This window comes from Bradyrhizobium sp. CB1015 (assembly GCF_025200925.1).
In the GTDB taxonomy this organism is placed as follows: domain Bacteria; phylum Pseudomonadota; class Alphaproteobacteria; order Rhizobiales; family Xanthobacteraceae; genus Bradyrhizobium.
This window is the reverse complement of sequence record NZ_CP104174.1, coordinates 2,181,296-2,190,281: the sequence shown is the minus strand read 5'-3', so window position 1 is coordinate 2,190,281 and position 8,986 is coordinate 2,181,296. Positions and strand designations below refer to the sequence as shown.

10 protein-coding genes are annotated in these 8,986 nt (G+C 64.0%); 5 read left to right on the top strand and 5 right to left on the bottom strand.

Annotated elements, in window-relative coordinates:
• Positions 1–12: 12 nt before the first annotated feature.
• Both N2604_RS09880 and N2604_RS09875 read right to left on the bottom strand, forming a co-directional pair.
• Positions 13–963 (bottom strand): sulfonate ABC transporter substrate-binding protein, encoded by a 951-nt coding sequence (locus tag N2604_RS09880; RefSeq protein ID WP_260374531.1) that lies wholly within the window; start codon positions 961–963, stop codon positions 13–15.
• Positions 964–1,333: 370 nt separating this feature from the next.
• Positions 1,334–2,500 carry a cytochrome P450 gene (locus N2604_RS09875; RefSeq protein ID WP_260374530.1) on the bottom strand — a complete coding sequence of 389 codons (1,167 nt, stop codon included), beginning with the start codon at positions 2,498–2,500 and terminating at the stop codon, positions 1,334–1,336.
• A gap of 338 nt (positions 2,501–2,838) precedes the next feature.
• Between N2604_RS09875 and N2604_RS09870 the strand changes: the two genes are divergently transcribed.
• Positions 2,839–3,951, top strand: coding sequence for a helix-turn-helix transcriptional regulator (locus N2604_RS09870; protein WP_260374529.1), 1,113 nt, complete (start codon positions 2,839–2,841; stop codon positions 3,949–3,951).
• A 348-nt stretch (positions 3,952–4,299) separates the two neighbouring features.
• A complete protein-coding gene (locus tag N2604_RS09865; protein ID WP_260374528.1) occupies positions 4,300–4,503 on the top strand; it encodes a hypothetical protein in 204 nt (67 codons plus the stop codon).
• A gap of 69 nt (positions 4,504–4,572) precedes the next feature.
• Here N2604_RS09865 and N2604_RS09860 read toward each other — a convergent pair whose 3' ends face one another.
• Positions 4,573–4,989, bottom strand: a complete 417-nt coding sequence (locus N2604_RS09860) for a hypothetical protein (protein WP_260374527.1) — start codon at positions 4,987–4,989, stop codon at positions 4,573–4,575.
• Here N2604_RS09860 and N2604_RS09855 point away from each other — a divergent pair.
• Positions 4,975–5,196, top strand: a complete 222-nt coding sequence (locus N2604_RS09855) for a hypothetical protein (protein WP_260374526.1) — start codon at positions 4,975–4,977, stop codon at positions 5,194–5,196. The two genes, N2604_RS09860 and N2604_RS09855, sit on opposite strands and share 15 nt — an antisense overlap.
• 67 nt (positions 5,197–5,263) lie before the next feature.
• Here the strand turns inward: N2604_RS09855 and N2604_RS09850 are convergent, their stop codons facing one another.
• Both N2604_RS09850 and N2604_RS09845 read right to left on the bottom strand, forming a co-directional pair.
• The gene (locus N2604_RS09850) at positions 5,264–5,953 is read right to left on the bottom strand and encodes a hypothetical protein (RefSeq protein ID WP_260374525.1); all 690 of its coding nucleotides are present in this window, start codon (positions 5,951–5,953) and stop codon (positions 5,264–5,266) included.
• Positions 5,954–6,086: 133 nt separating this feature from the next.
• Positions 6,087–6,875: a helix-turn-helix transcriptional regulator gene (locus N2604_RS09845; protein ID WP_260374524.1), complete on the bottom strand. Its 789-nt coding sequence runs from the start codon at positions 6,873–6,875 to the stop codon at positions 6,087–6,089.
• 220 nt (positions 6,876–7,095) lie between these two features.
• Here N2604_RS09845 and N2604_RS09840 point away from each other — a divergent pair, with 220 nt between their 5' ends.
• Both N2604_RS09840 and N2604_RS09835 read left to right on the top strand, forming a co-directional pair.
• Entirely contained in the window at positions 7,096–8,370 is a 1,275-nt protein-coding gene (locus tag N2604_RS09840) for an SDR family oxidoreductase (protein ID WP_260374523.1), read from the top strand.
• Positions 8,370–8,849 carry a DUF2269 domain-containing protein gene (locus N2604_RS09835; protein ID WP_260374522.1) on the top strand — a complete coding sequence of 160 codons (480 nt, stop codon included), beginning with the start codon at positions 8,370–8,372 and terminating at the stop codon, positions 8,847–8,849. The genes N2604_RS09840 and N2604_RS09835 overlap by 1 nt, the downstream gene beginning before the upstream one ends.
• Positions 8,850–8,986: the final 137 nt, after the last annotated feature.

Genomic DNA, 8,986 nt, shown 5'->3' with positions numbered 1-8,986 from the left:
TCGTCGGCACGGTCAGGCTGCCGGGTTGCGCCAGACGATGTCGCGGATCTGAATCGGCTTCGGGATCAGGCCGAGCTTGTAGAACCGGTCGGCGACGCCCTGCTGGGTCGCGACGATCTCGTCGGTGACCGGGCCGATCACGAAATTCGCGCGGTTGGCAGCGACGGTCTGGATATCCAAGGGAACGCCGGTGATCGCGGCGAGCGATCTGGCGACCTCGTCGCGATGCTGCTCGGCCCATTTACCGGCCGCGGTGGTGACCTCGACGATCTGCTGCAGGATGGCACCGTGGTTCTTCGCGAACTCGCGGTTGGCGATGAAGAAGGAATTGGTCTTGGTGACCTCGCGCGCATTGATCAGGATGCGGCCGTTCTGCTTGGTCTCGCCGATCGCGAAATAGGGATCCCAGATCGCCCAGGCCTCGATGCTGCCATTGGCGAAGGCGGGGCCGGCGTCCGGCGGCGTCAGGTAGACCGGCGTGATGTCGGCATAGGTGAGGCCGGCCTTCTCCAGCGCCTGCACCACGACGTTGTGGGCGCTGGAGCCCTTGGTGAAGCCGATGCGCTTGCCCTTGAGGTCGGCTATGTCGCGGATCGGCGAATCCCTGGGCACCAGGATGCCCTGGCCGTTGGTGATGGGCTGGCCGGCGGCGTAGACGATCGCGGCTCCCGCCGCCTGGGCGAACACCGGCGGGGAATCGCCGACCGCGCCGAAATCGACGCTGCCGACATTCATCGCCTCCATCATCGGCGGACCCGAGGAGAACTCGATCCACTTCACCTCGATGCCTTGCGGGGAGAAATGGTTTTCCAGGGCAGCCTGCTGGCGCGTGATGACGAGCACGCCGGTCTTCTGGTAGCCGATGCGAATTTCCTTCACCGCGCCTTGCGCGATCGCGGGGGATGCGAACGCAGCGGCGGCCGCAGTTCCAACCGACAGCTTCAGAAAGTCTCGACGCTGCATTCCGTTCTCCGGGCCGCGTATGGCCGTCATCATTCACGTTTGCGGAATGATGGTGCGGGTCGTCGGAAGTGTCGAGACATCCGGGAAAATAGCGATGCGAGCACTGCGTTGCATGCTGCGCGCGTGATTAATCTTTCAAGCGGCGAAGCGAATGAGGATGGAATTTTTCCGCACGCGAATGTGAGGGATGCACGGATTTTGCCCAGCCCGGAGCACCAGAACATAAGAAGTCGCAAAACAACCCCATGCACAGTAGCCGAGGCGTGCGAAAACAATCACTTACGTAAAATCCGAAGCGCGTTTGACTCGTCGGGCAAAACAGGAGCAGAATGGCATGATTGCAGCCTTGGGAGAGAGGCCCCGCTCCGGCCTATTGCACCCACCTCACCGGCAGATTCTGCAGCCCGCGAAAGGCCCAGCCGCCGATCCGCACCTGTTCGTCGTCGGCGAGCTCGATGCGCCCCGCGCGCGCGAGCAATGTCGGCAGCGCGACGTCGGCGATCATGGCGCGCGAGGCGAAGGCGCCGGCGCAGAAATGCGGGCCGGCGCCGAAGGCGACGCTCTTGGAGGTGTCGCGTCGCACGTCGAACTGATCGGCGCGCTCAAAGTGCTTCTCGTCGCGGTTGGCGGAGCCGAACATCAGGAACACGCGTTCGTCGCGCTCGAACGACACGTCGCGGATGGTCCAGGGCTTGGCGATCCGGCGCGGCGACATGCCGATCGGCGAGATCCAACGGGCATATTCCTCGAAGGCCTGCAGCCATGACACCTCCCCGCGCCGGATAAGATCGAGCTGGTCGGGATGGGTCAGCAGCGCCCAGACCGTGCCGGCGATCGCTTTGCGCGGCTCGTTCTGGCCGCCGGAGATGGCGAGCTTGACGTTGGCGCGCACGCTCTCCATCGCCATGCCCGAGGCGAGCAGCACCCCCAAAATGCTCTGGTCGGGATGCTTGCGCATCACGGGCAGAATGTCGTCGATCGCGGCGTCGATGCCCGCGGTAGCCGCATGACAGCGCGCCTCGACCTCAGGGTCGCCGGCATAATTGGCGATGCCCTCGATCATGCCTTGCGACCACGAATCCATGTCCTGAAAGCCGATATTGGTGAGGCCGGTGATCGACTTCAGGCATTCGCCGGAGAACGGCAGCGCGAAGTCGCGCATGAGATCGATCCGGCCCGGTTCGAGCGAAGCGATGATGCGATCGGCATGGGCCTGGAACTGCGCGGTCCAGTAGCCCTTCACCGTCTTCGGCGAGATCGTCGGAAACATCGCGCGGCGCTCGACGAGATGCGCTTCGCCATCCTTGCGCATCATGTTGTGACCCATCAGCCGGTTCATCAGGCCGGCGGGCTGGTGCGAGGAGAACACGTCGATCTGCTTCTCCGAGATCGAGATGTCGTCGCGGCTCGTCAGCAGCGTCGAGCCGAGCTGCGGCACGAACGCGATCGGCGCCTCCTTCCGCATCTTGGCGAGCATCGGATAGGGATCGGCCCAGAAGGCGGCCGGGTCGATGTCGATGCGCGGCGCGGTGCTCAAGCTTCGCTCCCTTGTCGTTTCCCCGGCGCCAAAGCTAGCGCCTTCGCGAGCCGCCGTCTGTCCCCAGCGATTGGGACCGGCGGCCTCGGCAAGAGGCCAGCACGCGCAGTGCAGATCAGCGACCAGCGGCCCGCCGCCAAGGACAAACCATCGAATTTTCAAATGGTTAGGATGTAAACACGAACTTTAGGAGGCGTCCACCCGAGCACACTCGGGAAATAGTAGCAATTGAGTTCCCCTGAAGGGGATTGTTATCAATGGCTTGGACGAGCGAAGCACAAGGCTCAAGCGGGCGTGCACGCCGCGCGGCTGCAAGCCTGATCGATCTAGCGGTGACAATGACGGGCATCGATTTCGAGCAGATCGTGGACCGCATCCACGAGGCAGCGACCGTTCCGGAGCTCTGGCCGGACGTCCTGGAGAAGATCGCTCATTCCGCGGGCGCCCATGGCATGGTCATGATCACCACGGACTCCGATCAGTGGTCCGGTGTCTGGAATGGTGTCGTGACGTCGCCGTCGATCCGCGAGGCCTTCGCGGCGTTCCTGCGTAGCGACCTCTCCAGCCGGACGGAGACGACCCCGCGACTCCTGGCGCTCGATCATCCCGGCTTCGTCGGCGAGCACGAGGCGTTTTCGCCGGAGGAATGGGAGCGCGATCCATATCGGGTGGAATGGAACAAGAAGTGGGGTTTCGAGCACGCTTGCGCGACGGCGGTCCGCAGCCCGTCCGGCGAGATCATCGTCTTCCACATGGAAAGACTGGCCGGCCGGCCCGCCTTTTCGCGGCAGGACCTCGATTTTCTCGACCGCTTTCGCCCCCATCTCGCGCGGGCGGCTCTGCTGTCGACGCGCTGGCGCCTTACCCGGATGCGGGCGGCAACCGAGGCATTGTCGCTGGTCGGCTTGCCGGCCCTCGCGATCACGCGCTCGGGGCGGGTCCTGGCAGCGAACGCCTTGATCGAAGCCATGACGGATCTTCTGCAATGGTTGCCGAAAGACCGGATCGCCATCAAGGACCGCGCGGCCGACACCCTGCTGCGCGCCGGCCTTGCTCAACTCGATGCGCCGGACAAGGCCGTGTGCTCCTTCGCCGCGCGTCGCACCAGTGATCTCGATCGGGTGGTCCTTCATCTCGTTGCGATGCCGGGCGAAGCTCGCGATCTCTTCGATGGGGCGGTTGGCCTCCTCATCGCGACGCCGGTCGCCGCCTCGCAGGCACCGAGCTTGGCCATCATTCGTGGCCTGTTCGATCTCACCCCGAGCGAGGCGCGCGTAGCGCGCGGAATTGCGCAGGGACAGACCATCGGCGACATCGCGGCACATCACGGACTCAGTCGCGAAACGATCCGCACGCAGGTCAAGGCCGTCCTCGCCAAGACCGGAACGCGAAACCAGAAGAGCGCAGCTGCACTCTTCGGTGCGATCCCCAAATTGCCGCTGAGAGACTGACGCCGGACTTGTGAACCAGAGCCATGCCCTTCGCAGGCAGGGCCATCGCATATGACTTCTGGCTGCGCGCACGCCTCGTCCTTCGAGACGGCGCTGAGGCGCCTCCTTCGGGATGAGGCTCATCAGCGTCAGTGCCCCGTTGAAACTGCTGCCCCGCGCACTCCGCCCTCATCCTGAGGGCCCGCCCCAAGCGGGCGTCTCGAAGGATGGCCGCAGGGAAAAGGTCTCAAATGCAACAGCGCTGCCCTGGCAGGGGCAAGCTCCGCTTCACCCAAATGGGTGAAGACACAGGCCGACCCTCCGGGTTCAACTCCACCCAAATTGGATGTCTGGCGAGAAGCGGCGGCGATGGTGGGACCGGAATTTCCGATTTTTCAAGTGACCTTGGCGCAGCGCAGGCGCAGGACATGGAGCTGGAGCGTCTGCACCGTTCAAGGCGCGGTGGTGATGCAGGGCCGCGAATCCAGTCGACCGGCCGCAAAATACCAGGCCGAACGAGCGCTGTTCATGCTGCTGCTCACCGCGCCCTATCGTTCCCGACTTTCCGCATAGCGCGGCGATCGTCGAGCGCTGCAAGATTGCCGGCGTGTGGCAGCCGTGGGCATTCATAGGGAAAGCAAGCTAAGCGTCGGTCGGCGAGCGACCATGCGTCAGCCAATGGTCGATCTGCCAGGTCTCGTAGCCGAGCAATTCGCCGAAGCGCCGTTCGCGATCATCGCACCAAGCTCCCGGCTCGTTCAGCAGCGCAAGCATGGCGTCGATCCGCCACTCGTGACCGGCCAATGTGTAGAACAGCATCCGATATTCGAGTTGTGGCGCCCCAGGACATGGCTCGATAAGCTCGCGCTTCGTCAGGCGGCCTGCAGCGACGTGCCGGTCGAACATGCGCCAATACCGAATACAAATGTCCGGCTCCTGGCCGACGATATCCATGAAATATGCGAGGGGCTTGGCGCCCTGGAGCATCAGGCTGAGCTCTCTGTTGGTGTGAACCAGATAGGGCAGTTGACGACGCCATTCGGAATGCATGTCGAGCATGTTGGTCGCGCAACGTTAATTTTTGCCCAAGGGGCTCGCTGCCGGTGTCTTTCTGTCAGCGCTGATCTGGCTTTGTTGCCGAAGGGCGCGCCGGCGCCCGGGCGGATGATGATCGAGATGTGCGAACAACGGCTGGTCGAGCTGCGGCACACCAACGCCGTCCTGGAGAAAATCGCGTCGGCTGCCGAGAAGCGGTCGTCGGGTTAGCTCGAGTTCGCCAGACGTTTGGCCGCGCCGCGTGCGCGAGCTTCGCGAATGGTGGTCAGAGCCGCGATCATCGCACCAGAACACCGGCTATGCGTCGTGTGAACCGGCGGAATCCAAGGCGCAAATCTCTCACCCTGAACAGGAGAGATATGGCCCATTCCGGCGTTTGCAGATGACGGAGCGCTTCCACGGCGCCTTCGTCCATGCTCTGCAGCATATTCTGATCCGTATAGTAGGTGCTTTCGTCACGGCACAAATCGAGCCTCTGCGCGATCTCCTCCTGCAAGGCATCAACGCCCGTCAGATGGCGGGTAAAATCGAGCTCTCTTGTCGCGCAGATTCGCTCGATCCGGAGGCGGGCGGCTTCGTCGTAGCGGATTCCCCAGTTCTCGAGCCGTGCATGGGTCGCCTCATGAACGATGGCGGACGCGATCCATTCGATCGTCGTGGTTTCGGAAGCAACGACGCGCGGGTCAAGCAGGCACGCGTTCAGGGAATGCTGATAGCAGCCTGCGCCGTGTGGAACCAGCCGCACCCAGATTCGAGAAAGGCTCTTCTTGACCCGCTGGTGATGAAGAGGAGAAGACCGTTCGATCAGCCGAAGCGCGGCTTCAACGCGTTGCAGAGCCCGCTCGGGATCATCCGATAGAGTTCCGATCCAAAGGCCATCGATCATGCGGCTTTTTGAAAGCCACAGCTGGATTCTATCGACAAGCGAAGGTTGCACCGAGGAGCCGCGAGATATGGTGGCCAGCATCTCTTTCGCCCAACCTAGCGTATCTCCAAACTGATACAGGGGACTCCACTTCGGCGGGTTTAACGAATTCATTCGAATATATCGATTTTTCGGGCACCTCCGCTTTTGGTCAACAATCGCGGACCAATATCCCTCAGTTCAGGCCGCGCGGACCCGTCAGCAGGCGCAGCGCGATCGCAAACAGCTCGCTCTGCGAGGAGATGCCGAGCCGCTCATAGGCGCGCTTGCGGTAGGTCAGCGTCGAATGCAGGCTGATGCCGAGCGCCTGCGAGATCGCCTCCGAGCTGAAGCCTGCCAGAATGCGGCGGCAGACCTCCTGCTCGCGCGGGGTGAGCCCGGCGAGCGGCTTGCGCGTCGCGAACAACGCGGCGAGGTTCTGGTCGGGCGTCACGATCTCGGCCTGCTGGAAATGGCGCGCGACGCTGGCTGCGATCGCCGGCGCGATTGCCCCGAGCCGCTTGCGCTGGACGGCGCTGAAGCGGCCCTGCGCGGCGATGCGATAGAAGTTGACGTAGAAGCAGGTATCGCTGGCCCAGATCGCGGTCGAGCATTTGTCGACGATGCCGGAATCCTGGAAGAAGATCTTGCGGTAGCGCGCGCCGTACATGCGCGGTGCGAAGTGCGGCAGCACGATCGGCGCGTCGCCCTCGCGTTCGAACAGCGCATCGCGGTTGGGATCCGTTTCGTGAAACCGGCCGGCATAGGCGGCGCCGAGATCGCCGCCGATCGGGATGTTGCCGGCATCGAGCAGGCAGCTTGCCGCGCCGGCCCGGCTCAGCGCGAACACCATGCAATGGCCGACATCCGCCTGCCGGCGCAGCGTGTCGATGAGGACATCGGGAAAATCGGAGCGGCCGATGGCGAGCACCGCGGGCGTGACATCGCCGGCCGCAACGCCTGAACCTGTCCCGTTGGGCCGCATCGCACTCTCCCGGTCGCTTTCCTTTTGGCTTGTGCCGATTTGTAGCAGCGGCTCTCGATGGCGTGAATGACTCATCTATCTCGGGTCTTGCGGCACCGAGCCAGTAGGTTCGTCGGGCTAACCGGTTCCGTCTGGAGGAACAAGGGCCGTGGCCCCGCCTTGTCACTCCGATGGAGATCAGCCGTTTGTCGGCATTCGGTTGCCGATCGAAGGAGCAATCATGCGAATTCTCCTCGTTGGCGGTACAGGGTTTCTCGGCTCGGCGATCCACGCCAGGCTGTCGGCCGAGGGCCACGAATGTATATCGGTGTCACGTCACCCGGCTGCAGAGCGCGATCGGCGCCATATCAGCCTCGACGTCGCCCGCACCGCCGACCCCTCGCAATGGAAGGGCGTCCTTGCGGGCATCGATGCGGTGATCAACGCGGCCGGAGCGCTGCAGGGACGGGATCTGCACGGGGTTCATGTCGCCGGAAGCGCGGCACTCTACAGCGCCTGCGAGAGCGCAGGCGTCCGCCGCGTGATCCTGTTCTCGGCGATCGGCAGCAATGTCGATGCCCCCAGCGATTTTTCTCGGACCAAGCGGGAGGGCGAAGCCGCCTTGATGGCGCGCGACCTCGATTGGGTCATCCTGCGACCCTCCGTCGTGATCGGCCGCGCCGCCTATGGCGGCAGCGCACTGTTGCGAGGATTGGCGGCGCTGCCGGTTCTGCCGGTCATGCCCGACACGGCGGCGATTCAACCGGTGCATCTCGACGACGTCGTTGAGACCGTGCTGTTCTTCCTGCAGCCGGGCGCGCCTTCCCGCGTCGCCATCGATCTGGCCGGCCCACGGCAGATCGCCTTCAGCGATGCGGTCGCGCTGTTTCGGGCCTGGCTGCGCTGGAGGCCGGCGTACCGCCTGCAGCTGCCATCCTGGGTGGCTTCGGTTGCTTATCGCGCGGGAGACGTTGCGCAGATGCTGGGATGGCGAACGCCCATCAACACGACGGCACAGGCGGAAATGCGCCGCGGTGCGACCGGCGATCCCGAGCCCTGGCGTCGGTTGACCGGCACTCCACCGCGCGACCTCGAAGTCGCGCTCGCACGCGAGCCCGCCTCGGTGCAGGAACGCTGGTTCGCACGCCTGTATGCGCTCAAGCCGCTGATTTTCGGCGTCTTCGGCGCGTTCTGGATCGCCACAGGCATCATCTCGCTGAGCGCGGGCTGGAATATCGGCATGTCGTTGCTGCTTGAAGGCGGCCTGCAAGGGAACGTCGCGGCGCTCGTCGTCACGGCCGGCGCGCTCGCTGACATCGTCATCGGCCTTGCCATTCTCTGGCGGCCTCTGAGCCGCTACGGACTCTGGGCAGCACTGATCATCTCGCTCACCTATGCCGTGATCGGCACCGTCCTGGTGCCGCGACTGTGGGCCGATCCGCTCGGCCCAATGCTGAAGATCTGGCCGGTGATCATGCTCAACCTGGTCGCCATGGCGATCCGGGAGGATCGCTGATGCTCTACTTCCTCGTGAAGATGGCGCACATCATCGGTGCGGCCGTGCTGCTCGGCACCGGGGCCGGCATCGCCTTCTTCATGCTGGTGGCGCATCTGCGCGGCGACCCGCGCGAGATCGCCGGCGTTGCACGGACGGTGGTGCTGGCCGACTTCCTGTTCACGGCAAGTGCCGTGATCCTGCAGCCAATCACCGGCACGTGGCTCGCCTGGTCGAGCGGGTATTCCCTCGGCGACGGCTGGGTGGCGGCGTCGATTGCACTGTATCTCGTGACCGGCGCCTTCTGGCTGCCGGTGGTCTGGATGCAGATGCAGATGCGCGATCTCGCCGTCGCAGCGGTCGCCAGCAAGAGCGAGCTGCCCGCCCGGTATCACCATCTCTTCCGGTGGTGGTTCGCCTTCGGCTTTCCGGCGTTCGCAGCCGTGCTGATGATCTTATGGCTGATGATCGCCCGCCCGGCCGTTCCATTCTGGGATTAGATCGGCGCCCTCCAGCTTGATTGGCTGCTCATTGCGCCGTTTCCAAATGCCCCGCGCCGGATTCGGCAAGCTGAAAGGCAAGCTTCAGGAACAGAACCGAACGGGCCGAGTTCGACATGTTTGACGCTACCATGGAG